This window comes from Variovorax sp. DAIF25, assembly GCF_050711835.1.
In the GTDB taxonomy this organism is placed as follows: Bacteria; Pseudomonadota; Gammaproteobacteria; order Burkholderiales; family Burkholderiaceae_C; genus Variovorax.
Genome location: NZ_CP136637.1, coordinates 1,267,775 through 1,290,680 on the forward strand (window position 1 = coordinate 1,267,775; position 22,906 = coordinate 1,290,680).

At 70.2% G+C, this 22,906-nt stretch carries 23 protein-coding genes; 8 read left to right on the top strand and 15 right to left on the bottom strand.

Annotated elements, in window-relative coordinates:
- Positions 1 to 935: 935 nt before the first annotated feature.
- Entirely contained in the window at positions 936 to 1,457 is a 522-nt protein-coding gene (locus tag R0232_RS40060; protein WP_431512992.1) for a hypothetical protein, read from the top strand.
- A gap of 365 nt (positions 1,458 to 1,822) precedes the next feature.
- Here R0232_RS40060 and R0232_RS40065 read toward each other — a convergent pair whose 3' ends face one another.
- The 5 genes from R0232_RS40065 to R0232_RS40085 are packed head-to-tail and all read right to left on the bottom strand — an operon-like array spanning position 1,823 to position 6,835.
- The gene (locus R0232_RS40065) at positions 1,823 to 2,305 is read right to left on the bottom strand and encodes a MarR family winged helix-turn-helix transcriptional regulator (protein ID WP_398495300.1); all 483 of its coding nucleotides are present in this window, start codon (positions 2,303 to 2,305) and stop codon (positions 1,823 to 1,825) included.
- Between the two features lie 51 nt (positions 2,306 to 2,356).
- Positions 2,357 to 4,693: a penicillin acylase family protein gene (locus tag R0232_RS40070; protein WP_431512993.1), complete on the bottom strand. Its 2,337-nt coding sequence runs from the start codon at positions 4,691 to 4,693 to the stop codon at positions 2,357 to 2,359.
- Positions 4,690 to 5,082, bottom strand: coding sequence for a Rid family hydrolase (locus R0232_RS40075; RefSeq protein ID WP_296801417.1), 393 nt, complete (start codon positions 5,080 to 5,082; stop codon positions 4,690 to 4,692). Before R0232_RS40075 ends, R0232_RS40070 begins: the two co-directional genes overlap by 4 nt.
- Positions 5,083 to 5,130: 48 nt before the next feature.
- Positions 5,131 to 5,832, bottom strand: coding sequence for an aspartate/glutamate racemase family protein (locus R0232_RS40080; protein WP_431512994.1), 702 nt, complete (start codon positions 5,830 to 5,832; stop codon positions 5,131 to 5,133).
- Between the two features lie 13 nt (positions 5,833 to 5,845).
- Positions 5,846 to 6,835, bottom strand: a complete 990-nt coding sequence (locus tag R0232_RS40085) for a Bug family tripartite tricarboxylate transporter substrate binding protein (RefSeq protein ID WP_431512995.1) — start codon at positions 6,833 to 6,835, stop codon at positions 5,846 to 5,848.
- 60 nt (positions 6,836 to 6,895) lie between these two features.
- Here R0232_RS40085 and R0232_RS40090 point away from each other — a divergent pair, with 60 nt between their 5' ends.
- A complete protein-coding gene (locus tag R0232_RS40090) occupies positions 6,896 to 7,990 on the top strand; it encodes a helix-turn-helix domain-containing protein (RefSeq protein WP_431512996.1) in 1,095 nt (364 codons plus the stop codon).
- Between the two features lie 6 nt (positions 7,991 to 7,996).
- Here R0232_RS40090 and R0232_RS40095 read toward each other — a convergent pair whose 3' ends face one another.
- Positions 7,997 to 8,818: an IclR family transcriptional regulator gene (locus tag R0232_RS40095; RefSeq protein ID WP_431512997.1), complete on the bottom strand. Its 822-nt coding sequence runs from the start codon at positions 8,816 to 8,818 to the stop codon at positions 7,997 to 7,999.
- Between the two features lie 99 nt (positions 8,819 to 8,917).
- On the opposite strand from R0232_RS40095, the gene R0232_RS40100 reads away from it, so the two are divergent.
- Genes R0232_RS40100 through R0232_RS40115 form a run of 4 tightly spaced genes read left to right on the top strand, consistent with a single transcriptional unit; the run spans position 8,918 to position 13,942 of the window.
- Positions 8,918 to 10,834 (top strand): CocE/NonD family hydrolase, encoded by a 1,917-nt coding sequence (locus tag R0232_RS40100; RefSeq protein ID WP_431512998.1) that lies wholly within the window; start codon positions 8,918 to 8,920, stop codon positions 10,832 to 10,834.
- Positions 10,835 to 10,860: 26 nt separating this feature from the next.
- The gene (locus tag R0232_RS40105) at positions 10,861 to 11,838 is read left to right on the top strand and encodes a Bug family tripartite tricarboxylate transporter substrate binding protein (RefSeq protein ID WP_431512999.1); all 978 of its coding nucleotides are present in this window, start codon (positions 10,861 to 10,863) and stop codon (positions 11,836 to 11,838) included.
- Positions 11,835 to 12,527 (top strand): aspartate/glutamate racemase family protein, encoded by a 693-nt coding sequence (locus tag R0232_RS40110; RefSeq protein ID WP_431513000.1) that lies wholly within the window; start codon positions 11,835 to 11,837, stop codon positions 12,525 to 12,527. The genes R0232_RS40105 and R0232_RS40110 overlap by 4 nt, the downstream gene beginning before the upstream one ends.
- Positions 12,524 to 13,942: an amidohydrolase family protein gene (locus tag R0232_RS40115; RefSeq protein WP_431513001.1), complete on the top strand. Its 1,419-nt coding sequence runs from the start codon at positions 12,524 to 12,526 to the stop codon at positions 13,940 to 13,942. Before R0232_RS40110 ends, R0232_RS40115 begins: the two co-directional genes overlap by 4 nt.
- On the opposite strand, the gene R0232_RS40120 is transcribed toward R0232_RS40115, so the two are convergent.
- Both R0232_RS40120 and R0232_RS40125 read right to left on the bottom strand, forming a co-directional pair.
- Complete coding sequence (locus R0232_RS40120; protein ID WP_398495280.1) at positions 13,932 to 14,336, bottom strand: hypothetical protein; 405 nt, start codon at positions 14,334 to 14,336, stop codon at positions 13,932 to 13,934. The two genes, R0232_RS40115 and R0232_RS40120, sit on opposite strands and share 11 nt — an antisense overlap.
- A gap of 238 nt (positions 14,337 to 14,574) precedes the next feature.
- The gene (locus R0232_RS40125) at positions 14,575 to 15,210 is read right to left on the bottom strand and encodes a TetR/AcrR family transcriptional regulator (protein WP_431513002.1); all 636 of its coding nucleotides are present in this window, start codon (positions 15,208 to 15,210) and stop codon (positions 14,575 to 14,577) included.
- Between the two features lie 96 nt (positions 15,211 to 15,306).
- Between R0232_RS40125 and R0232_RS40130 the strand changes: the two genes are divergently transcribed.
- Positions 15,307 to 15,882: a peroxiredoxin-like family protein gene (locus tag R0232_RS40130; RefSeq protein ID WP_431513003.1), complete on the top strand. Its 576-nt coding sequence runs from the start codon at positions 15,307 to 15,309 to the stop codon at positions 15,880 to 15,882.
- Here the strand turns inward: R0232_RS40130 and R0232_RS40135 are convergent.
- From R0232_RS40135 to R0232_RS40145, 3 genes are all read right to left on the bottom strand, one after another.
- Positions 15,792 to 16,721 (bottom strand): glutathione S-transferase C-terminal domain-containing protein, encoded by a 930-nt coding sequence (locus R0232_RS40135; RefSeq protein WP_431513004.1) that lies wholly within the window; start codon positions 16,719 to 16,721, stop codon positions 15,792 to 15,794. The genes R0232_RS40130 and R0232_RS40135 overlap by 91 nt on opposite strands.
- Positions 16,722 to 16,732: 11 nt before the next feature.
- Positions 16,733 to 17,335, bottom strand: coding sequence for an NAD(P)H:quinone oxidoreductase (wrbA, locus tag R0232_RS40140; RefSeq protein WP_431513005.1), 603 nt, complete (start codon positions 17,333 to 17,335; stop codon positions 16,733 to 16,735).
- A 107-nt stretch (positions 17,336 to 17,442) separates the two neighbouring features.
- Complete coding sequence (locus tag R0232_RS40145) at positions 17,443 to 18,339, bottom strand: LysR family transcriptional regulator (RefSeq protein ID WP_431513006.1); 897 nt, start codon at positions 18,337 to 18,339, stop codon at positions 17,443 to 17,445.
- 112 nt (positions 18,340 to 18,451) lie between these two features.
- On the opposite strand from R0232_RS40145, the gene R0232_RS40150 reads away from it, so the two are divergent.
- Positions 18,452 to 18,958, top strand: coding sequence for a DUF2165 family protein (locus R0232_RS40150; protein WP_431513007.1), 507 nt, complete (start codon positions 18,452 to 18,454; stop codon positions 18,956 to 18,958).
- A gap of 15 nt (positions 18,959 to 18,973) precedes the next feature.
- Here the strand turns inward: R0232_RS40150 and R0232_RS40155 are convergent, their stop codons facing one another.
- The 4 genes from R0232_RS40155 to R0232_RS40170 all read right to left on the bottom strand — a co-directional run bounded on the left by R0232_RS40155 (position 18,974) and on the right by R0232_RS40170 (position 22,897).
- Entirely contained in the window at positions 18,974 to 19,900 is a 927-nt protein-coding gene (locus tag R0232_RS40155; RefSeq protein ID WP_203206582.1) for a LysR substrate-binding domain-containing protein, read from the bottom strand.
- Positions 19,901 to 20,016: 116 nt separating this feature from the next.
- Positions 20,017 to 21,150, bottom strand: a complete 1,134-nt coding sequence (locus tag R0232_RS40160) for an ABC transporter ATP-binding protein (protein ID WP_431513008.1) — start codon at positions 21,148 to 21,150, stop codon at positions 20,017 to 20,019.
- Positions 21,147 to 21,974, bottom strand: a complete 828-nt coding sequence (locus tag R0232_RS40165; protein ID WP_093355059.1) for an ABC transporter permease — start codon at positions 21,972 to 21,974, stop codon at positions 21,147 to 21,149. The genes R0232_RS40160 and R0232_RS40165 overlap by 4 nt, the downstream gene beginning before the upstream one ends.
- On the bottom strand, positions 21,971 to 22,897 hold the full coding sequence (locus R0232_RS40170) for an ABC transporter permease (RefSeq protein ID WP_209542168.1): 927 nt from the start codon (positions 22,895 to 22,897) through the stop codon (positions 21,971 to 21,973). The genes R0232_RS40165 and R0232_RS40170 overlap by 4 nt, the downstream gene beginning before the upstream one ends.
- Between the last annotated feature and the right edge of the window lie 9 nt (positions 22,898 to 22,906).

Consider the following 22,906-nt stretch of genomic DNA (forward strand, 5'->3'; position numbering starts at 1 on the left):
TTGATGCCGAGTGGACGATGTTTCTTGTCACACAGTTCCCCTTTTCCGACATACGGGGATTTGTTGAATCGGCCACTGGTCGCTTGACCAATCCAACTTGGCCAATCGCTCAGGTAGACAAAGAATTTATCCGCTCCACTGGCTCCGTCCGTCGACGCCCACGAGGAGGACTGGACACATGGGCAGGGGAGGAACTCTACGGAGAAGCTTCCTCCGCTTTGAAGTTTCCCAACGGTCTGCGTCAAATCGTCCTCGGGGACAACGTGGCTCCTGAAAGAATTCTTCGTGCGACCAGGCGCTTTCATTCCGATGGGGCGGTTGCTCGATTGGAGGTAGGGGTGAAACTAGTCCCCCTCGGGAGGCGGCGCCCCACGAACCGGCCAATCCTCCCACTGATTCGACAACTCCTTGATCTAAGCGTAGGTGTCGGCAGAGAGGCGAGGAACGGAGAAGTCATCAAGCTGTTCGACGCTGGTGATGCTTTGGCACATCACTTTCTTAAAGCTACCACAAGCCACTCGTGGATTCGAGACAACGAGCTTCAGCCTTGGTGGTTCTCCGCCGGGACGCCTGCAATCATTGCGGAGCACACTGAGCCGATTGAGTTACCAAGGAATGCAAAGAAAGTCCTCGAGATTGACTCTGGCAGCATAACCTTATCTCATTTTTGGCTGGAAGAGATTCGGAGAGGTAGGTTTAGTGTCTGGACTATCTCCAATGAACGAGGTGACCCCAGCGCGCTGCGAAAGTTGCGAGTCCATTTATCTCGACTGCATGCGGAGCGGGAAAGCCTCCAATGCGTAATTCGTGCAATTAAGGGAAATCTATTAACCACCACAAGAGCATCAAAGGCTTCCGATGACCTTCAGGAGTACCTGAGTAACACGGTGCGTGTGCTTGATCGCCCAGAACGCTTTGGGCACGATCAGTTTCGAATGCTCTACGCCGCCAGATCCGCTTTTGCGGAGGCATTTGAAGGAGAGACAACGACACTCACCCAGATGCGTGGTCAAGTAGTCGCTCAACTGCAAGCCTATATTGAGCGTCAGCGACCATTGGCGACCCCAGTGACCCATATATATCAAGGATCTATCGTGAGCAATGTTCAAATTGGAAACGGCAACGTTATCGGCGAACTCAATGTTGTGACCGCAGATAAAATCAAGAATAGCTTTAATAAAGCGGAAACCGCTGACGTCAATATCGAGCTGCAGAAAAAGTTGAAGGAGCTCGTGATTCAAGTGGCCGCGTTGGCGAAGGAATTACCTCCGGACGACGCGCTGCGCGTCTCTGAAGATCTTGAGGCGCTGACCAAAGAGGCCACTGCAAAGAATCCTCGTCCACAGTGGATTGATTTATCGAGCAAAGGGCTTCTCGAAGCGGCGAAGACTGTCGCCGCAATGGCCGGGCCTGTGACAGTGGCAGTGAAATCCGTACTAGCGCTACTAACGCATTGAAGAAGACTGGCCTCGCCGCATGCGAGGCACGAGTTTCTCCACATTGCCAACATTCATAATACCGGCTGTCAGTTCCGGTCACTGCCCAGCTACTATTGAGTCAACTTACTCGGGTCGGCCAACGTCAGGTGAGGCTTGATGGCATGTGGGATTTTTTGTAACCATCGACCAAATAAAGACACCGCTATTTGCGGGCGGCCACGACACTAGCACTCCATGCTTTCCAGGCAGTGCAGGTGAGCCAATCCGCCTTTCTTGTGGGTATTCATCCAGTCCGCGGTTCGAAGTGAATTGGTCTCGACGATTTCCGTTGCCCAAAACCTCTCCGCAAGAAACACCTACAACAACCCGTCGGGCCTTCACACTTAGATCTGCCGCGCCAGCTCGAGCATGACCGTGCGCCAGGCCTGGCGCTCGCTCTCGCCGACCGACTTCAGCGCGCGCTCCATCGCCGCCGCCTCGTGCGCGGAAGCCTGCCGCTCGATGCGCGCGCCCTCGCGCGTGAGCCGCAGCAGCTTGCTGCGATGCTCGTGCGGGCTGCGTTCGGCCAGCACCAGCCCCTGTTCCTGCAGATGCTTGAGCGGCCGGTGCATCGCCTGCTTCGACACGCCCAGCAGGGCGATCAGCTGGCCGACTGCGATGCCGTCGGTGCGCGCGATCGCATAGAGCATGCGGTGATGAACGCGCGACAGGCCATGGCCGGCCAGGAACAGGTCGGCCTTCGCGACCAGGCCGCGGAACGCGAAATGCATCAGCAGCAGCGCGCCGTCGTCGGCGCGTGCTTCCTTGAGGCCGGCTTGCGCCACCTGCAGCAGATCGAAGATGTTCTCGGGGCGGGGGGTTGCCATGGGCTGGGCGATCGGAACGAAGAGACGACGGCCCGCCAGTCTAACGACGCCTCACTCGCGCAACACCAGCCGCTCTAGCTTCGGATCGGCCGCGATTTCCGCCTCGGTGAACGGCGGCGTCACGAGCTGCTTGCGCGAGAACAGCGGCAGCTGGTCGTCATGGTGCGGCGAGGCCGGGTCGGTGGACTGGCCGGCCGCCATCATCAGCCTGGCCACCAGCCGGCCCTGGTCCCAGGTCACGAGGTGCACGTAGGAGGTGCCAGCGATGATGTCCCCGAAGCCCTCGCGACCGAGCGGCGCGCCGTCGAGCGCGTTGAGCACGCCCTGCTCGCCCGAACCGCCGTGCAGCGGCACGCGGCCTTGCGGCGTGGGGCGCGCGAGCATGTCGCCCCAGCGCTCGTCGCCACGCAGGCCCAGCGCCGCGAGCGCCTGCGCCGTGTCGCGCACCGCGGCGACGATGGCCGCGCTCACGGCCGGCGCGGTGGAGACCGGCCGCACGCGGTAGGGCCGCGCGCTGTCGTAGGGCTCGGCGTAGAGGCCGGGCACCGATGCAAGCCGCGGGCCCAGTTCATGGAACAGCAGCGTGCCGCGGCTGTCCACGTCGTGCCGCCGGTCCCAGGCCGAGAGGATGCCGCAGGCCGCCTGCACCTGCGCATCGCCCTTCGCGCCCGCGCAGGCCGCGAGCACCGCATCGAGCGTGGTTTCCGCCAGGTAGTTGCGGTTGTCGAACACCATGCCGAGCGCCTCGGCGCTGTCGATGCGGCCGTCGCGCAGGCCGTCCTGGATCTGGCGCTGCGACATCAGCGTGCGCAGGCCGGGCGGTGCCTTCGGGCTGCCGAGCAGCAGCGAGTAGCCGTCGAGCTGCTGCCCCACCAGCGACAGGCTGTAGCTGTCGTTCGCGTTCTGCACGATGCCGCGCGTGGCGAGCGCGGGAATGCGGCTGGCCGGTGCAAGCTTCGGCCGGCCCTGCGCATCGCGCACGGCGCAGGCGCCGCGACGGCCATCGAGCGCGGCCGGCACCGTCATGTCGTCGGGCGGCGGCACGGTGGCGCAGCCGCGCAGCGCCGTATCGTCGATGTCCAGCAAGGGGCCCGACTCGATGTACATCGCGCGGCCCTGGCTGTCGCCCGCGATCAGGTGGGCGGTGATGCCGCGGTTGCTGGCCACCGCCTGCTCGAAGCCCGCGATGTCGCGCGCCTTCGCGACCGCGAGCATCTGATCGAGCGCGCGCGCGTTCGCAATACTGGGGTCGGTGATCGCATACCAGCCCGCGGCGCGGTCGCCATCGACCGGCAATCGGTACAGCGGGCCGAGGTGCGACACGGGCAGCTCGTGCTGATGCGTGGCCACGCTGCCATCGGCCTGGCGCACGCGCAGCGCCACGCGCTTCGTGCTCAGTTCGCGGCGCTGGCCGTCGACCGTGTACGAGGGCTTGTCGCCGTCGCCCACGTCGAGCGCGATCAGCAACGGATAGGTCACGGTCGACGGCGCCTCGATGCTCCACGCCAGGTGCTGCGTGAAGCCCGAGAGCGGCAGCGGCAGGCCGAGGAAATCGGCGCCCATCACGTCGATCTCGCCGGGGATGCTCAGGTGCATCTGATGCATCAGCAGCCAGTGGCCCTGCCACAGCGTGTGCGGGTTCGCGACCATGATCGATGCACCGGTGCCCGTGGCCTCGGCGCCGAAAGCCCAGGCATTGCTCGCCATGCGCTGCGCGGGTGGGCGGTCTTCGGCGGCCTTGGCGACGGCGGGCGCGCCCAGCTGGTCCCAGGTCGAGGCCGCGGCATAGGGCGCAACGGCCAGCGCCTTCCACAGCGAGTTGACCTGCATCGTGGCACGCACCACGTCGCTGGCGCGCATCTGCGGCGGCGCTGCGCCCTGGCAGGCGGTGGTGGCGGCCTCGGCGCCGATGTCGCGCAGCCGGCGGTTGAAACCGGCCGCGTAGCCCTCGGCGAGGCCGCGCGCATCGGCCGAGAGATCGCGCCATGCGGCATCGATTTCTTCGTCGGACAGTTGCACGCGGTAGAACAGGTCGCTGTTCAAGTTCGAAGTCTGCAGGAACGCGACCAGCGATGCCCCGTCGGGCCCGAAGCGTTCGGACCGCTCGCCGCGCAGCGTGACCACGCGGTCGGCCAGCAGGCACAGATGGTCGCGCGCGACCGCATAGCCGTAGCCATAGCCGAGACCCGCGTAGTCGGCGGCCTTCACGTGCGGCAGGCCGTACTGCGTCCAGCGAACCTCCGCGCTGTACTTGTCCGGCGTTGCAGGAGGATTGCCGCCGACGGGGCCGGGCAGAAAGCCACCGCCGCCCCCGTCGCCGCCGCAGGCCGCGATCGCGCCAGCCACCACCGCACCGCACGCCAGCGCGCGCAGCAGCGTTGCGTTCATCGCGCGCCTCCGCCGGCGCCGTGGCTCTTGCGCGCGATCACCTGCATCTCGACCCAGGCCTTGGGCACCGCGATGCCGGCCAGCATCGCGGTGCCGGTGGGCTTGGTCGGCAGCACCTCGGACAACGTACGCACCACCGCGCCCAGGTGCTCGGCGCCCGCGATGATCAAGGTGTAGTTGACGATCTGGTCGAGCCGTCCGCCGCAGGCCGCGAGGTAGCGCTCGATGTTGCGCATCATCAGCCGGGTCTGGTCCTCGGCGCTCTCGGCGAGCTGCTGCGTGTCGTAGTCCATGCCGATGGTGCCCGAGACGAAGATCCAGTCGTCGTCGAACATCGCGCGGCTGTACGGTGCATTGACGAAGGGCAGCGGGAACTCGGCGGTCTGCATGCGGTGTCTCTCTTTCTGGCGATGGAATGAACGAAGGGAAGGAAAAAATCAGGCGCGGAGCATCTCGCGCACGATGGCGCGCGCATGGATCTCGGTCGCATCGAAGACCGGTGCGCGGCAGCGCAGCCACGGCCTGGCGTAGCTCAGTTCGGAGCAGCCCAGCACCACGCCCTCGGCGCCGCGCGCCACCAGCGCGTTGCACAAGGTCGAGACCATCAGGCCCTCGTCGCGGCCGGCCTCGCCGTGCGCCAGCGGCCCGAAGATCGCGGCATCGAGGGTGCGGCGCTGGGCCGCGTCGGGCAGCACCAGTTCGAAGCCCGCGCCCTCGCCGAGCAGGCGGCCGAAGAAGGGCGCGTCGAGCGCGAAGCTGGTGGCCAGCACGCCCAGGCGGCGCAGACCCGGCTGCTCGGCGGCGACGGCATCGCCGGTCTCGCGCGCCACGTGCACCAGCGGCACGCCGGCCGCGGCCTGCACCTCCTCGGCCGCGAAGTGGCCGGTGTTGGCGAGGATCGCGATCAGCTCGGCGCCCGCGGCGCGCGCCTGCCGCGCGGCCGTCTCCATCTGCGCGCGCGCATCGGCCGGCCGGCCCGCGGCCATGGCCGCGTGGATGCAGGCGAAGTCCAGGCTCACGATCACGCAGCGCGCCGAGTGCAGGCCGCCGAGTTCGCGCTGCACGCCTTCGTTGAGCAGCTTGTAGTAGCCGAGCGTGGAGGGCCACGCGACGCCTCCGATCAGGCCCGCGACTTTCATGATGGGAAGGCCCTCAGTCGAGCTTGAAGCCGAGCCGGCGGATCACCGGCGCATAGCGCGCCAGGTCGGCGTCGATGCGCGTCGCGAGCGCCTGCGGCCCGGTCTGGGCGGCCGGCTCGAAGCCGAACACCAGCAGCTTCTCGACCACGTCGGGTTGATGCAGCGCCCAGTCCACGCCTTCGCTCACGCGCGCCACGATCTCGGGCGGCAGGCCCCTGGGCCCGACGATGCCGAACCAGACCGAGAAGTCCACGCCCTTGTAGCCCAGCTCCTCGAGCGTGGGCACCTCGGGCTGGCCCGAGAAGCGCCGCGCCGACGCGAAGGCCAGGATCTTCGCGCGGCCCGCCTTCGCGAACTGCACATAGGGCGCGATGCCGTCGAAGGCGGCGTCGATGTCGCCCGCGACCGTGGCCTGCGCGACCTCGGCGCTGCCCTTGTAGGGCACGCGCGTGCTCTGGATGCCGGCGCTGCGGTTGAACTCCTCGAGCGCCATCTGCGACAGGATCGCCGCCGCGCCGATGTTGACCTTGCCGGGCTCGGCCCGGGCGCGCTTCACGAGCTCGTGCACATCGGCCACCGCGCCCGGCACGCCGGCGCGCACGATCACCGCGTTGGGCGAGGTGATCGCGAGCGCCACCGGCGCGAAGTCCTTGCGCGGGTCGTAGGGCAGGCGGTTGTAGAGCGAGGGGTTGAGCACGAAGGTCTGGTCGATCGACCACAGCAGCGTATAGCCGTCGGGCTGCGCCTTCATCAGCTCCTGCGCGCCGATCAGCGTGTTGCCGCCGGGCTTGTTGTCGACCACGATCTGCTGGCCGAGCCGCTCCTGCAACTTCGCTGCGATGAGCCGCGCCGTCACGTCGGCGCCGCCACCCGCCACGAAGGGCACCACCAGCCGGATCGGCCGCGCGGGCCAGGCGGTCTGGGCCGCCGACAACGCCGGCAGCACCAGCGCCAGGGAGGCCGCCGCAAGCCCCAGAAACCGGCAGACACGTCGCACATTCATACCTAAACTCCGCGCTCCATCAAAGTGTTGCAACGCTAACGCCGCAGGGCAGGGTTTTCTATGCCGATCCGCTCGCAGACTGTGCCGATCCCGTCGCTGCTCCCGGCCATGCCCCCGGGCGCGCTGCCCGAGGACGACTTCAACGCGGCCCTGGTCCGGCTGCCGGTCGAAAGACCGCTCGCGCTCGCGGGCCTGCACGACGGCGCGAGCCGCGAGGTGCGCTGGCCGCGCGACGGCGGCCGCATCCTGCGGCTGCGCACCATGCCCTGGGAAGGCGCGAGCGCGCTGTACTTCGACTTCCGGCTCAACGACGACCTGCACGTGCAACTGCCGCCCGGCGACGAGCTGCTGGTCACCTTCTTCCTGGCCGGCCACGTCACGGGCCAGATCGGCAGCGCGCAGGGCCGCGCGCTCGATTTCCGCGTCGACCGCGCGCTGCTGCGCACGCCCAACCGCGACGGCGGCTACCTGATCCACATCCCGGGCGCCTGCCGCAACAACTTCGTGCAGTTCCGGCTGCGGCGCGCGCTGCTGCCGCGCTGGCTGCAGGCGCTGGGCGTGCAACTGCCGGCACGGCAGATGGCCGAGCTCGTGGACCGCGACGACGGCCGCGTGCTGTGCAACGCGGCGCTCACGCCGCGCGTGCGCGACTGCCTCGCGCGCATCCGCGACGAGCCCGCCGACCAGCCGGCCTTCGTGCCGCTGTTCCATGCGCGCGCGACCGAACTGCTGACCTGCGTGCTGCTCGACCTGCACCAGCTGCTGCGTCCCGCGCGCTCGGGCGCCGAGGAAGGCGCCGACGACGCCGAGGCCACGGTGCGCCGGCTGCGCGCGCTGGTCGGCGAGTCGCCGGCACGCGCCTGGTCGGTCGACGAGCTCGCGCAACGCGTCGGCCTGCGCACGCCGCGGCTGCAGGCACAGGTGCGCGCGGCCGCGGGGCTCTCGGTGCACGGCCTGCTGGTCGACGAGCGGCTCGCGCTCGCGGCGCGGCTGCTGCGCGACACGCAACTCGGCGTGCAGGCGGTGGCGGCCGAGGCCGGCTGGGAGTGCCACGGGCGCTTCACCGCCGCGTTCCGGCGCCGGCACGGGATGGCGCCGCGCGACTACCGGCTGCGGCATGCGGCGGCCGCCCACACGCCGCCGCGCGCCCGCTGAGAAGCTTCAGCCGGGCCCCGGCGGCAGCCCCGCGCCCAGGCCGTGGTCGAAGTGGTCGGGCACCAGGTAGCCGCCGCTGAAGGCCTGCAGCCCGCGCGCGGCCTCGCCGCGCCAGCCATAGGGAAAGCGCCCGCTCGGTCCGAGCGTGGTGAGCACGCCCCAGAAGCGCCGCTCGGCATCGAACAGCGGCGCCGAGATCGCGCTCACGCGGTGCAGGAAGTTGCGTCCACGCGCGAGCCTTCGCTTGCGCACCTCGGCCGCGAGCTCCTGCACGCGCCAGCGGTTGAACTGCGGGCCGAGCTCCGCGCGCCGGCGCGGCAGCTCGCGGTCGACCAGCGGGCGCACTTCGTCGGGTGGCGCGAAGGCCAGGCAGATCTGCCCCGAGGCCGTGCTCAGCAGCGGCAGCACCGCACCGAGGCGGTAGGTCAGCGCCAGCGTGTCGGGACTGTCCCGGACCCACACCGAGTGCGGCCCGGCCCGCGTCCAGCGCAGCACGCTCAGCGTTTCCTGCAACTGCTGGTGCAGCCCATGGAGGGCCGCGACGAACTCGGCCGATTGCCGCGTGTAGTGGCCCTCGGCCGCCTGCCGCGCCGCGAGCAGGGCCGGCCCCGGCGCCACCAGCTTGGAGCGCGGATCGCGGTGCAGCAGGTGCGCGGCCGTGAGCGAGTTGAGGTAGCGGTGCACCAGCGCCACATCGAGCCCCAGCGTGCGCGCGATGACGGTCAGCGAAACCCCCTCGGCATGCGCGCAGACCACCGCGAGGATGTCCGCCACCTTGTCGGCGGCGCCGATGCCGCTGCGTGCCGGGTTGCCGGTTTTCTTGACCATGGTGCAAATCGTAGCGGCCGATCGCACGGGCTGTCGAGATCGTTGCGGTGCCGCCGAATACTTTTCTCCATCGCAACCAGACGACGGAGACCATCGATCATGAGGCAACAGGACCAGGGCGAACCGACGCGCCGGCGCATCGTGCAACTCGCGGCGGCGCTGCCGGCGCTGTGGCTGGCGGGCTGCGGAGGTGGCAGCGACGGCGGCGGCTTCGCCCTCGTGCCAGCACCTTCGGGCGACGCCGGCAACCCCGCGCCGCGCACCATCGCGCGGCTGTCGAGCTTCTACGTGCAGACACGCGACGGCACGCGCATCGCCGCCGACCTCTGGCTGCCCGACGCGGCGCGCGGCGCGAAGATCGGCACCGTCGTGCAGCTCACGCGCTACGTGCGTTCCTCGCCCGCGGGCCGCCCCGAGGACGACGACAACCACGAGGAGGCCATGACCTGGCTCGATGCCGGCCTCGCCTACCTGATCGTCGATGCGCGCGGCACCGGTGCCTCGTTCGGCGCGCGCGGCGGCGAGCAGACGCCCGCGGAGATCGAGGACTTCGGCGACCTGTTCGACTGGATCGCGGCCCAGCCCTGGTCCAACGGCCGCTGCGGCACCACCGGCGTGTCGTACCCGGGCGGCAATGCGGAACTCGCGGTGCGGCTCGGGAACCCGCACCTCAAGGCCGCGGCGCCGATGTTCAGCTACTACGACGTGTACGAGCACCTCTCGATGCCCGGCGGCCTCTACTCGCGCGGCTTCATGGCGATCTGGCGCGACTACGTGGCCGCGCTCGACCGCATCGACGGCGCGATCTGCGCGCTGGCCGCGGCGCAGGGCGCGCCCGACTGCGCCTCGTTCGAGGCCGCCTTCCCCAAGGTGAAGCCGGTGGATGGCACCGAGGGCGGCGCGCTGCTCGCGGCGGCGCAGCGCGAGCACCAGGGCAACGTGAGCTTTCCGGGCACCGTCGATGCGAAGAAGCTGCTGTTTCGCGACGACGCGCTCGGTGGCGTGGCCTGGCGGAACATGAGCACCGCGACCTGGCTCGACGACACCGTCGCCTCCGGCGTGCCCTACCACGTGCGGGCCTCGTGGCTCGACGGCGGCTCGGCCGACGGCGCGCTCGCGCGCTTCGTGCTGCAGAGCAACCCGCAGGAGGTGTTCATCGGCGCGACCAGCCATGGCGGCCACCACGGCTCCGACCCCTTCGCGGCCGCCGACGCGCCCGTCGACCCGCCGGTGGCCGAGCAGTCGCGGTTGCTCGTCGACTTCCTGCGGCGCGAGCTGGCCAGCGATGCGGGCGCGCCGGCCGCCACCAAGCGGCTGCACTACGTGACGCTCGGCGAAGGCACCTGGCGCAGCACCGAGGTCTGGCCGCCGGCCGGTGGCACCCGTCGCCGCCTGCACCTGAGCGGCACGGATGCGCTGAGCACCGAGGCGCCCGGCAGCGTGACCGATACCGCGCTGGTGGCCGATACCGGCGCCAACACCGGCCGCAGCGCGCGCTGGGACACCGTGGGCAGCGGCGTGCAGGTGCGCGTGGACCGCAGCGGGACGACGAAGCTCACGCGCTTCGCGAGCGCCCCGTACGCGGCCGACCGCCGCATCACGGGCCATCTGCAGGTGCAGCTCGAGCTGAACTGCGGCCGCAGCGATGGCACGCTGCTCGCCTACCTCGAGGACCTGGCGCCCGACGGCCGGATCACCTACATCACCGAGGGCGGACTGCGGCTGATCCACCGCCGGCTCGCGAGCGCCGAAGCGAATCCGCGCCATCGGGTGCTGCGCGTGCCGCGTACCTTCGCGCGCGCCGATGCCTCGCCGATGACGCCCGGCGAGCGCTTCACGCTGAACTTCGACCTGCTGCCGACCTCGGTGCGCATCCGCGCCGGCCACCGGCTCGCGCTGTGCCTGATCGATCGCGACACCACGCACTTCGACGACTATGCGGGCGACGGCGCACCGACGCCCGTGGTGCGCACCGGCGGCAGCGCCGGCTCGTACATCGACTTCCTCGAATACTGAAACCCGTCCCGCGCAGGAGCCCCGCCATGCATCGACGCGACCTTCTTCCCGTTCTCTGCCTCCTGTTCGCGCTCGGCGCGCCGGCGGCCGCCCAGGCCCAGCCCTACCCCGCCAAGCCCGTGCGCATCGTCATCCCCTACCCGGCCGGCGGCCCGGTCGATGCCATCGGCCGCCGGCTGGCCGAAGCGCTGCAGCGCCAGACCGGCCAGCCCTTCGTGATCGACAACCGCAGCGGCGCCAGCGGCAGCATCGGCGCCGACGCGGTCGCCAAGGCCGCGCCCGACGGCTACACGCTGCTGCTGACCATTCCCGACGCGCTGATCAACGTGGCCTCGATCATCAGGAACCTGCCCTACGACCCGCGCAAGGACTTCGCCTTCGTCACGCAGGTCGCGAGTTCGGGCGCGGCATTGATGGCCGACCCCGACCTGCAGGCCGGCTCGCTGGCCGAGCTGGAACGCGCGGCGCGCGCGAAGCCGGGCCTGGCCTTCGGCTCCTGGGGACCGGGCTCGTACCCGCACGTGCTCGGGCAGGCGATGGTGCGCAAGAGCGGCATCGCCTACGTGCACGTGCCCTATCGCGGCGTGGCGCCGGCCGTGCAGGACCTGCTGGGCCACCAGATCGGCTTCACCTTCGGTCCCTCGAACCTCGCGCAGCAGTACGCGCAGAAGGGCCAGGCCCGGGTGCTGGCCGTGGCCGGTCCGCGGCGCTCGGCGCTGCTGCCGCAGGTGCCCACCTTCGCCGAGCAGGGCTACACCGATGCGGCCTTCCAGCTCACGGCCTGGGTCGGCCTGCTGGCACCGGCGGCCACGCCGAAGGCGGTGACGGAAGAACTGCAGCACCAGGTCGGCACCACGCTCAAGGACCCCGAGTTCGTGCGCTTCCTCGCCGCCACCGGCTTCGAGCCGATCGGCAGCAGCGCGCAGCAGTTCCAGCAGGACTTCGAGCGCGAATTCCCGCTCGTCAACGCGCTCATCAAGAGCACCGGGCTGACGCCGGAATGAGCGCGCGCATCGGACTGATCGGCGGCATCGGCTGGCCTTCGACACGCGACTACTACGAGCGCCTCAACCGCAGCGAGGGCGAACGCCGCGGCGGGCTCGCGAGCGCCGACCTCGCGCTGCGCTCGCTCGACTTCGCACGGGTCTTCGCGGCGGCCGACGAACCGGCGCGCGTCGAAGCGATGCTGCTGCGGGCGGCCGAGGACCTGCACGCGGCCGGCGCGCGCGTGCTCGGCGTGTGCTCGAACACCGGCCACCTGTTCAGCGAGCCGCTGCGGCACTGGCCGAAGATGCGCTTCGTGGCCGTGGACCGGGCGCTCGCCGCGCACCTGGCGGCGCAGGCGGTGCCCGAGGTCTGGCTGCTCGGCGTGCGGCGCACGCTGGTGCATCCGCTGTTCCACGACACGCTGCGCGCCGCGGGCATCCGCACGCGCATTCCGGCCGACGCCACCCTGCGGCGGCTCGACGAGGCGATCTTCGGCGAGCTCGAGCGCGGCGAGGTCGGCCCGCTCACGCTGTCGGTGTTCGACACCCTCGAGGCCGAGCTGCAATCGCAGGGTGCGCGCGACGTGGTGCTGGCCTGCACCGAACTGCCTCTGGCCGTGGCACGGCGGCCGCTGCCGTTCCGGCTCTGGGACACCGTGCCCGTGCATTGCGAGGCGCTGCTGGCCGCGGCGCAGGAGAGCGCATGAGGCCGGCGCGGCAGCAGGCCGACCTGATCGTCGAGGCCGCGCACATCGCCACCGTCGACGCCACGCTGGGCCGCATCCGCGACGGCGCGGTCGCGGTGCGCGACGGCCGCATCGCCGACCTCGGCCCGCGCGAGCGCATCCACGCCGACTGGCGGGCACCGCGCGTGGACCGCCTTCCACGCGCGCTCATGGTGCCGGGCCTGGTCGACGTGCACGTGCATCCGGGCCTGTTCTTCTTCGCGCGGCTGGGCCGTGCGCCCACGCCCGAGCAGCCGGGTCTGCTGGCACGCGGCGGACAGATCGAACGCTTCCTCACGCTGCTCGGCGGTGGCCTGCGGCTCGACCCCGACCAGACCCGAGCGGCCGCACGCGCCAGCCTGCTGCGCGGGCTCGAGGCCGGCGTCACCTACTTCAACGATGCGGCCGCGGGCGACACCGAAGCGCTGGTGGCCGCCGCGCTCGACGTCGGCGTGCGCGGCGTCGTCAGCTACGACTTCGGCGCCGATCTCGGCTTCGATCTCGACGAGGATCCGCCCGCGCTGATCCGCACCGCCGAGACCGACCGGGTGCTTGCGCGCGCCGAAGCCACCGTGGCGCGCCACCACGGGCGCCACGGCATGCAGTGCTGGTACAACCTGATCTGCGACCTCAACGCGAGCGACGCGCTCTACCTCGAGACCATGCGCCTGGCCACGCGCGACGGCGTCGGCATCAACACCCACACCGCCACCGTGCGTCACCACGAGACGGTATCGCGGCGCTGCTTCGGCAAGGGCTCCGTACGGCGGCTGCTCGACCTCGGCGTGATCGGCCCGAACTGGATCGGTGCCCACATGGGCTTCATGGCGCCCGAGGACATGGCGGCGCTCGCCACCACCGGCGCGCACATCGCCCATTGCCCCGGCACGTCGATGGGCTCGGGCAAGGGCATCGTCGCGGGCGGCGCGATCCCCGCGCTCATGCGCGCGGGCGTCAATGTCGCGCTGGGCACGGACTCGGCCCAATGGCCCGATCTCTCGCGACAGATGTCGATGGCCTACTACGCCCACAAGGAGGCCATGGCCGACGATGCGCTGTTCGATCCCGACACCGTGCTCGAGATGGCCACGCTGGCCGGCGCGCGCGCCTGCGGCGAGGCCGCGCGGCGCGGCTCGTTGAGCGTGGGGAAATGCGCGGACCTCGTGCTGGTCGATACCGATCAACTCGGCTTCGCGCCCTTCGACGATCCGCTGCTGGCCTGGATGCGCACCGGGGGCGGCAGCGTGCGCGACGTGTATGTCGAAGGCCGGCATCGCGTGAAGGACGGACGCGCCGCCGACATCGACCGCGAGGCGGTCGCGCGGCTGGCCGAGGACGCGGCGCGCACATTCATCGCGGCCATGCCACCGGGCGGCAGTCCCGCCGTCAGACCTTGAACGAACGCAAGGCCTTCAAGGACTGCGACTTCGACGGCAGGGCCTTCATGGCACGCGCCTTGAACGGCAGCACCTTCGAAGGCAGCGCCTGGAGCGCCTGCCAACGCGAGGGCGGCGAGCGGCGCGCATAGACCAGCGCCGCGATCAGGCCCAGGCCCGTGAGCGCGGCACCGCCCCATGCGACGGCCGGGCTGTGCAACGCGCGGCTGAGGGCCGACCGTTGGCGCTCGGGGTGCGCGGGCGTGCCGGAGGCGGCGCGCTCCAGCGGGGTGATGGCGCGTGCGGTGTTGGGGTTTTCCTCGCCTTCCAAGACAGCTTGAGAGATCTCCAGCGGCGTGAGCGCATCGCCGTTCGGTTCGTTCGAAGCCTGGGTGGTGTGCGATTGGATGGTCATGGGAAATCCTTTGCTTGTTCGATGATGGGAATCTGCTGCCAAACGAGACTCGCCCTTTCCCATCCATGCCGCGTACAGCGACGGCCCGACATTGGCGTAGGCCAAACGCCCGCCCGACGCCAGACCGCTCCGACGAGCATCGAGACTCTTGGGCTATTTCTTGTGAATCCGTCCACCTGGACTCATACCACCAGGAGATCTCTTGGCCCGACACCCATGAGGAGCCGGAGCCGCGCAATCAACCCGCCTCCAACCCCGCCAGCAACAACCGAAGACTCGCCTGGAATTCATCTTCCGCCGTGCTCCGCATCGCGGCGGAAGCCACGCCGATCAGTTGCGGAAAGCGATCGGCCGGTAGCGCGCGGAAGCGCGCAATGGTGTCCTCGGCCGATTCCGCCGCCTGCAGCGACAGCGGGCCCGCCAGCTCGGCCTGCGCCATGCCCGTGACCAGCGCGGAGATGGCCCGGAAGGCCACCAGCAGCCGCGTGCCCGACCGGCCGCTGCGCGCCAGCGCGGCCAGCAGCGCCTCGGCCACCTCGAAGGTCGCGGGGGCGCGGCTGCGGCGGGTCAGGATCAGCGGAATGGCGTGGGGATGCGCACGCACCGCGCGCCACAGCGCGGTGGCGATGGCGCGCACCTCATCGCCCCATGCGGCGTACGGCCCGCGGTCCCAGGCCACCTCGGCGAGCACCGCCTCGATCACCAGCAGATCGATCGCCTCGCGCTGCGGCACGTAGTTGTAGAGCGTCATCGCGCCCGTGCCCAGCTCGGCCGCGAGCGAGCGCATCGAGAGGCCGGCGAGGCCCTCCCTGTCGAGCAGGCGCAGGGCGGCAGCCTGCAGTTGCGCATGCGTGAATCTGGCGGGTCGGCCCATCGCTGCTCCATTGACTTTCTTCGGACGGGACGATTATAGTCGTTTACGTACATCGTACGTATTTGAATCTTTCACCGCCTTCCAGCAAGGAATCACATGAAGCTCACCCCGGGTTCCACCGCGCCGGCGCTCGTCGCCCGGACGATCCTCGGCCAGTCCGTCCGCATCCCGAGCGACGGCGCGCCCTACCTGCACCTGCAGTTCCGCCGCTTCGCCGGCTGCCCGGTGTGCAACTTCCACCTGCGCACGATGAGCCTGCGCCAGCCGGAGATCGCCGCGGCCGGCGTGCGGCAGATCGTGTTCTTCCATTCGTCGCCCGAGGAGATGCTCGAGTACCAGGCCCAGCTTCCCTTCGACTGCATCGCGGATCCGACGAAGCGGTACTACCGCGCCTATGGCGTCGAGACCTCGTGGCGCGCGGTGCTGCATCCCGGGGTGTTCTGGAGCGGCCTGCGCTGGGTGCTGTCCACCGGCCGCTTCTATCGCAGGGCCGAGAACGGCATCCTGGGCCTGCCGGCGGACTTCCTGATCGACGCACGGGGCCGCGTGGTGGCCTGCAAGTACGGCCAGCATGCGGACGATCACTGGGAAGTGGACGACCTGCTGAAACGGGTCGGCGATGCCGTGGCCCCGCCGGTGTCCAGCGCGCCGCGCCCGGGCACCGTCGGCTGAGGCGCGATACCGGATCGCGCGGGCCACGGCAGCTCCGGCCCGCGCGGCACGATCCCCGACGGATTGAGCGTCGGCAGGCTGCGGTAGTAGTGCTGCGCGATGTCGTCCAGCCTCACGGTGTCCGCCACGCCGGGCAGGCCATGCAGGCGTTGCGCGAGCGCCCACAGCCTCGGGTGCTCGAAGGCATGGCGCCAGTTGCACTTGAAGAGGGTGTGGTAGACCCGGTCGAAGCGGACCAGCGTGGTGAAGAGCTGGATGTCCGCCACCGTGAGCCGGTCGCCGAACAGCCATGACGGGCGCGGCGGCAGCCGCTTCTCCAGCAGCGCGAGCGCCGAGAACAATCGCTCGACGGCGCGGTCGTGCGCGTGCTGGGTGGTCGCGAACCCGGCGTCGTAGACGCCATGGTTGATCGCCTCGGCGATGAAGCGGCTCAGCGCGCCGAGCTCGGGTTCAAGTTCCGGCGCGAACAGGCTCGTGTCCGCGCCGCGGCCGAAGCGCCGGTCGATCCAGCGCAGGATGCGCATCGAATCGCGGCTGAGGATGCGATCCGCCCGCGCGTCGTAGAGCATCGGCACGGTGGCGCGCCCTTCGAAGCCGGGCTGCGCGCGGCTGCAGATATCTCGCAGCGTGGTGGCGCCGGTGCACTCGTCCGGCGGATCGAGCACCCAGCCCTGCGGCCCCATCACGGGCTCGACCACGCGGACCGGCAGCCGATGGACCGCCTCCGTCAGCGCGAGCCCGATCAGCACGCGGTGCGCGAAGGGACACGCATGCGAGACGTAGAGCCGCAGCCCGTCGAGCTCGCCATGCAGCGGCAACGCTTGCGTTTCATCGACCATCGCGGCGCCGCTCAGGCCGCGAGCTTGCCGGCGATGGTGGCCACGTGCCGCCCCTGGAAGCGCGCGCCGTCGAGTTCCAACGCCGATGGCCGCCTCGCGTCGTCGCTGCCCGAGAGCGTCGATGCGCCGTAGGGCGAACCGCCCCCGACCTCGTCCATGCGGTTCAGTCCCGCGAAGCTGTAGGGCAGCCCGACGACCACCATGCCCAGGTGCAGCAGCACCGTGTGGAAGCCGAGGATCGTCGACTCCTGGCCGCCATGCTGCGAACCGGTCGAGACGAACACGCCGGCGGCCTTGCCCACCAGCCGGTTCTCGGACCACAGGCCGCCGGTCTGGTCGATGAAGTTCTTCATCTGCGCGGCCATCGCGCCGTAGCGCGTGGGCGTGCCGAACAGGATGGCGTCGTAGCCGGGCAGCTCGTCCACCGTCGCGATCGGCACGGCGAGGTCGCGCTGGTAGGCCGCCGCCTGCGCGACCTCGTCCGGCACGAGTTCGGGAACGCGCTTGACGTGCACCTCGGCGCCGGCCGCGCGTGCGCCCTCGGCCACGGCGTCGGCCATCGCCTCGACGTGGCCATAGGAGGAGTAGTAGAGAACCAGGATCTTCGCGGGCATCGCGGCAGCCTTCGTGAGTGGAGTGAAGGCGGCGAAGTTAGCGACAGGGCCGCGGCGCGGGTAGCCCGGCACGGCGCACAACCGTGTTGCACGCGGCACAACGGCGATCAGAAACCCATGCGCTGGAAATGGGCCCCGAGGTGCTCGACGACCGCGCGGGCGCGGCCCGGCAGCCGCGCGCTCGAATGGAACAACGCGAACAGCCCGGCCTCGGGCATGGGGAATTCCTCGAGCACGCGCACGAGCCGGCCCGCCCGCACATCGCTTTCGGTGATGAAGGCCGGGAGCCCGACCAGGCCGCGGCCCGCGAGCGCCGCCGCGCGCAACGCGCCGCCATCGTTGGTGCGCAGCCGGCCACCCGCGCGTACGGCCTTCCATTCGCCGTCGACCAGGAAGCGCCATTGATCGGCCGTACCCATGTTGGCGTAGGCCAGGCACTCGTGCGCCTCGAGGTCGGCAGGCGTCGACGGACGTCCACGCCGCGCGAGGTAGTCGGGGCTGCACACCACCGCGCGGTGGATGGTGCCGAGCCGGCGCGAGACCAGGGTCGAGTCCTTGAGCTCGCCGATGCGCAGCGCCAGGTCGAAGCCGCCGCCGACGATGTCGGCATAGCGGTCGTTGAGCTCGATGTCGATCTCCAGTCCCTCGTGCTGCGCCATCAGCTCGGCGATGGCCGGCAACACGTGCAGCACGCCGAGGTTGGTGGGCGCGGTGATGCGCACCAGCCCGCGCACGGCGGCCGCGCCGCGCGAACTCGCATCGACGGCATCGTCGAGGTCCTCGAGCGCCTTGCGCGTGCGCTCCTGGAAGCCCGCGCCGAGCTCAGTGAGCGTCACGGCATGCGTGGTGCGATGCACCAGCTGCACGCCGAGCCGCCGCTCGAGCGCGCCGACGCGGCGGCTCAGCACCGACTTCGACAGTCCGAGGCGCTGCGCGGCCTTGGTGAAGCTTCCCGTTTCGGCAACGAGCAGGAAGGCTTCGAGTTCTTCCAGAGGGGGACGCATGGGGTGACCTGGGTGGGCTGTTGCGCGGCCAGCAACATCGTGTTGGCGCGGGCGCGCCGCCTTCGCGGCGGTGCGGCTTCTACATTCTCGCCATCCCTTTCAAGGAGTGCATGTGGATCCAGAAATCTCGGTGTGGATGTTCCAGCTCGCGGTCGCGGCCGGCCTGGCGGCGTGGATGAGCGTCGCGGTCCTCAACAACCTGCAGGCCTTCCAGGCCTCGGCCGGCGCCATCGGCCTCACGATGGGCATGGTGCTGCTGCGCGAGCCGCCGTTCGACACGCTGCCGCTGCGGCGGCGCGCGATCGCATCGCCGGCCGTGCACCGGCTCGCGCTGCTCGGCGTGATCGCGCTACAGGCGGCGAGCGCGCTGGCATTGCTGGCGGGCACGCTGCTGATCGCCTGCGAGCCGCTGCGCTTCGCATCGGCTTCCGCCCTCGCCTGCCTCAACCTCGGGCTCGGCGCCTTCGTGCTGTGCTGGGCGGCGATGTGCGTCGCGGGGCTGTGGTTCGGCGCCTGGATCCGGCAGGAAGGCCTGCTGCTCACGCAACTGCTGCTCGGCTGCTGGGGGTTGCTGGGCTTCGCCGTGCTCAACCTGCCGTCGGCACTGGCGCGCGCCTGATGGAGCCAGCGCGCTTCACTCGGCAACCGGCATCAATCCCGCGAGCCACCCCTCCACGCGCCGCAGTGTCTCGATCTTCGGGTTGTCGGCGCGCGAAACGCACTGGTACTGCAACCCATCGAGCGATTCGGCGCAGACCCGCAGCAACCGGCCCGCGGCCTCGTCCCGGCTCACCAGCAGGTTGCTGACCAGCGCCACGCCCGCGCCGTCGATCGCGGCCTGCAGGGCATGGCTCTCCTCGCTGAACAGCACGCATCGGCCCTCGTCGAAACCGGCCACGGCCGCATGCTGCATCCAGCGCGGCCAGGTCGGCCCGCGCAGCGCGGGGTTCTTCCACGCATAGCTCAGCAGGCGCTCGTTCGACAGCTGCGCCGCCGCGATCGGCAGCGCGCGGCCGGCCACCCAGGCCGGCGAGGCACAGGCGAAGTAGCGGTCGGTGTACAGCGGCACGGCACGCAGGCCGGGCGCGAGCGCGGGGCTCGCGGCATCGGCCGGCGGTCCGTAGCGCACGGCCAGGTCGACCTCGCCGCGCGCGACGTCGGCCAGGCGCTCGGTGGCATCCACGGTCAGCTGGATCTCGGGATGCGCGTCGTGCAGCCCGGCCAGCGACGGGATCAGGATCTTCGAGGCGAAGGCGGGCGTGACGCTGACCGAGATCGAATGGCTGACCTCGCTGAGTTCGCCGACCGCCTGCGCGAGCCGGTCGAAGCCGTCGCGCAGCACCGGGAACAGTCGTCGGCCTGGCTCGGTGAGGCTGATGGCACGCGGCGTGCGGTCGAACAGCCGCATGCCGACCAGGCTCTCGAGATGCCGGATCTGGTGGCTGATGGCGGTCGAGGTCACGCACAGCTCCTCGGCCGCGGCCTTGAAGCTCAGGTGACGCGCGGCCGCCTCGAAGGCGCGCAGCGCATTGAGTGGTGGGAGCTTGCCGCGGGTGGCCATGGTGCGGGTCGGGCTGGGTGAAGAGAAAACCGAGGCCGGGGCGGCGTCGATGCGGGCCCATCGTATCGGCGGCGGGCCCGCGGCGCATCCGGTGCGTCCCGCAGGCGGGCCCTTGCTCAGTGGGCGGCGTGCGGCCGCTGCACCAGGTGGCAGTCCTCGGGATGCCACGAGGCGTAGAACTGGCGTCCCACGTCGAGCTCGATCTCCTCCAGGTCCTTGGCGTTCAGCTGCACCACGATCTGCTTGCCGCCCGAGGTCTCGAGGTGGCCGTTGACCGTCGAGCCGATGAACTCCTCGCCCACCAGCGTGCACGCGACCTCGTTGGTGGCCCAGCCGGGCTGCGCGGTCAGCGAGATGCGGTCGGCGCGCACCACCAGGTCGATCGCCGCGCCGGCCGCGAGTGCCGCGCCGCCCTGCGCGCCCGCTTCCGCGGTGAAGCGGCCCTCGGGCGTGCGCAGCTCGAGCCGCGAGCCGTCGCGCGCGACCACGTCGGCCTGGAAGATGTTGTTGCCGCCGAGGAACTCGGCCACGAAGCGCGAAGCCGGCCGATGGAACACCTCCATCGGCGCGCCGCACTGCGCCACCTCGCCGTTGGCCATGATCACCACGCGGTCGGCCATGGCGAAGGCCTCCGAATGGCTGTGCGTGACGTAGACGAAGGCGATGCCCAGCTCGCGCTGCAGCCGGGTCAGCTCGCCCTGCATCTTGAGCGACAGGTGATGGTCGAGCGCGCTCAGCGGCTCGTCGAGCAGCAGCAGCGGCGGCTCGGTCACCAGCGAGCGAGCGAGCGCGACGCGCTGGCGCTGGCCGCCCGAGAGTTCGTCGACGCGGCGCTGCGCGAAGTCGGCCAGGCCCAGGCGCGCGAGCCAGTCGGTGGCACGCCGGCGCCGCTCGGCGCGGCCCACCTTGCGCATGCGCAGGCCGAACTCCACGTTCTCGATCACGCTGAGGAACGGGAACAGCGCGAGGCTCTGCCACACCATCGGCGTGTCGCGCTGCCAGGGCGCGAGGTCGCGCACCTCCTCGCCGTTGAGCCGGATCGAGCCGCTGCTCGGGTTCTCGAGCCCCGCGAGCATGCGCAGCGTGGTGGTCTTGCCGCAGCCGCTCGGGCCCATGATCGCGACGAACTCGCCGCGCGCGATCTCGAGGTCGACGCCGCTCACGGCCATCACGCCGCCATAGGACTTGGAAACGCCGCTCAGTTGCACCAGCGGTGCGCGGTCGGATTCGGGAACGGGGGAGGAAGTCATGGCGTGGTGCCCTCTTTGCGTGGACGCGGTGGAATGCGCTGCGATATGCGCTGGTTCAACAGCACCTGGGCGATGCCCACGAGGCTGATGCTGACGATGAAGACCAGGGTGCCGATGGCGTTGATGCGCGGGCTCACCTGCCCCTGGAGGAAGCCGAGCACGCGCACCGGCAGCGTCTCCTCGAGTCCGCCCACGAACCAGGCGATGGCGAATTCGTCGAAGGACACGGCCATGGTGAGCAGCCAGGCGCCGAGCATGGCCGGCGCGGCGAAGCGCAGCACCACGTGCCACAGCGCGCGGCCCGGGCCGGCGCCGAGGTTCCAGGCCGCCGCCTCGAGCGAGGCATCGATCTGCGACAGGCGCAGGCGGATCAGCGCCACCGCGAACGGCGTGCAGATCACGACGTGCGCGATCACGATCGAGAAGCGGCCGCCGGCCAGCCCGATGCGCGAGAGGTAGGCCAGCATCGCGAGCCCGAGGATGATCGCGGGCACGGTGGGCGGCAACAGCCCGAGCGCGAGGTACAGCCGCTGGCCGGCGAAGCGGTAGCGATAGTCGGTGTAGGCCGCGGCGAAGCCGATCAGCGTGGCCAGCGTGGCCGAGGCCAGGCTCACCACGATGCTGTTGACCAGCGCCTCGCGCACCAGCTCGTCGCCGAATACCGCCTCGTACCACTCGAGCGTGAACGATCCCAGCGGCAGGGTCGGGAAGCGGTCGGAGTTGAACGAGAACACGAAGCTGGCGCCGATGGGCGCGAACAGGAACGCGAGCACCGCCACCACGTAGGCCGCGAGCAGCGGCCGCACCCAGCGCCCGGCGCTCATTTGCGCCCCCTGTAGGCGTACGAAGTCATCGCCAGCGCCACCGCCATCAGCGTGGCGATCATCAGCACGGCCAGCACCGCGGCGCGCGGCCACTGCTGGCCGGCCTTGGTGGTGTCGATGATCAGCAGGCTCATGGTGGGCGCGGTGCCGCCGCCGAGGTACAGCGGCGAGACGAAATCGCCGAAGGCGAAGATGAAGCAGAACAGCGCCGCCACCACCAGGCCCACGCGCGCGGCCGGGATCACGACCTGGAACACGCTGCGCAGCGGCGCACAGCCGAGGTTGCGCGCGGCCTCGACCTGGCTGCGGTCGACCAGCAGCAGGCTCATGGTCTGGATCAGCACCACCAGCGGCAGCGTGAGCGTGAGGTAGCCGATCTGCGTGCCGAGCGCGGTGTTGAGCATGCGCGCCGGCCCCAGCCCCAGCGCGCCGAGCAGCGCGTTGATCACGCCCTCGTCGCTCAGGAAGATCTGCCAGGCATAGACGCGCACCAGGTAGCTGGTGAAGAACGGGATCACCAGCAGGAACATGCACAGGCGCCGTCGGCGTTCCGAGAGCTGGAAGGCGATCGCGAACGAGGCCGGGAACGCGATCAGCGACGCCAGCACGGTGGCGAGCAGCGCGTAGCCGAAGGTGCGCGCATAGGTCTGCCACACGTGCGGCTGGCCCAGCATGCGCTCCCAGTTGATCCACGCGAAGGCGGGCTCGATGCGGAAGTCGCGCACGGTCCAGAAGCTCAGCACCAGCAGGAACAGCAGCGGGCCGAGGAAGAAGGCCAGCTGCCACGCGGGCAGCGGCAGCGCATGCAGCAGCGCGAAGCGGCGCCGGCGCGCGCGCTCGTGCCGGGCGGCCTTCGCCCGGTCGGTGGCGACCGGTGTCGTCGCAGGCAACGGCGGACCCGCCGTGGAGGTGAGGGTATTCATGGCTTGGTC